Origin of the sequence: Mycobacterium sp. E787, assembly GCF_001668725.1 — a bacterium.
Classification (GTDB): domain Bacteria; phylum Actinomycetota; class Actinomycetes; order Mycobacteriales; family Mycobacteriaceae; genus Mycobacterium.
On sequence record NZ_LZKL01000011.1, the window covers coordinates 1 to 1,169 of the forward strand.

2 protein-coding genes are annotated in these 1,169 nt (G+C 68.8%); one reads left to right on the forward strand and one right to left on the reverse strand.

What is annotated here, in order from left to right:
* Positions 1-440 (reverse strand): PPE family protein (locus A5705_RS00595; protein ID WP_231982340.1); only part of this gene is annotated, 440 nt, incomplete at its 3' end.
* A gap of 227 nt (positions 441-667) precedes the next feature.
* On the opposite strand from A5705_RS00595, the gene A5705_RS00600 reads away from it, so the two are divergent.
* On the forward strand, positions 668-1,169 hold a 502-nt coding region (locus A5705_RS00600; protein WP_156762982.1), incomplete at its 3' end, for a PPE family protein.

The following is a 1,169-nucleotide window of genomic DNA, read 5'->3' on the forward strand; positions in this document are numbered from 1 at the left end:
TCCTGGGCCCACATCTGCTCGTATTCGGCCTCGGCCGCCGCGATCGCCGGCGCGTTCTGGCCGAACAGGTTCGACATCACCAGCGACACCAGCTGGCCGCGATTGGCCGTGATCGACCCGGGGTCCACGATGGTCGCCAGCGCGGCCTCGTAGGCGACGGCCGCCGCCCGCGCCTGGGCCGCCGACTGCTCGGCTTGCGCGGCCGCCCCGCCCAGCCAGTCCACGTACCCGGCGGCCGCGTTGGTCATGGACGCCGCCGACGGGCCCTGCCAGGCCTGCCCGGCCAGGTCCGAGGTCACGGAGCTGAATGCGCTTGCCGCCGCGCTCAACTCACTGCGGATCCCGTCCCAGGCCGCCGCCGCCTCCAGCATCGGCCCCGGGCCCGGCCCATCAAGCAGGAGCACCGAGTTGACCTCGGGCGGAAACACCGAAAAGTTCATCACTGCTCCCCTCGATCGTCGTTGATCAGACCTTCAGCAGCCACTGGAGCAACGTACATTCTCCGGCCTGCCCCATACCCCGTTAGGCGGGAATCCAATCCCGGCCGCCGCACGATCGTTGCGGACCGGACCGCAGGGATCAAGCGCTCGCAGTCGCGGTTGCGTGTGAACCCGAGCGAAGGCACACTTTGGCTCCCGGGGCTCGCTGCTGAGAAGGGACCGCGGTCATGAGCTTTTTGGTGCTCCCGCCGGAGATCAATTCGTCCCGGATGTTCTCCGGTGCCGGGTCAGCGCCAATGTTGGCGGCCGCTGCGGCGTGGGACGGGCTGGCCGATGAGTTGAGTGCGGCCGCGGGATCGTTTTCCTCGGTGACCTCGGCGTTGGCTGGTCACGCGTGGCAGGGTCCTGCATCCGCGGCGATGGCCGCCGCAGCCGTTCCGTATTCGGCGTGGTTGACCTCGGCGGCGTCTCAAGCTGCGAGTGCGGCCGCGCAGGCCAAAGCGGTGGCCGGTGCGTTTGAGTCGGCGTTGGCGGCGACGGTGCATCCGGTGGTGGTGTCGGCCAATCGCTCCAAACTGGTGTCGTTGGTGAACTCCAACCTGTTCGGTTTCAACGCTCCCGCGATTGCGGCTGTGGAATCCGACTACGAGGCGATGTGGGCCCAGGACGTGTCGGCGATGGTCGGCTATCGAGGTGTGGCCGCGGCGGTGGCCACCCAGTTGGGCTCGG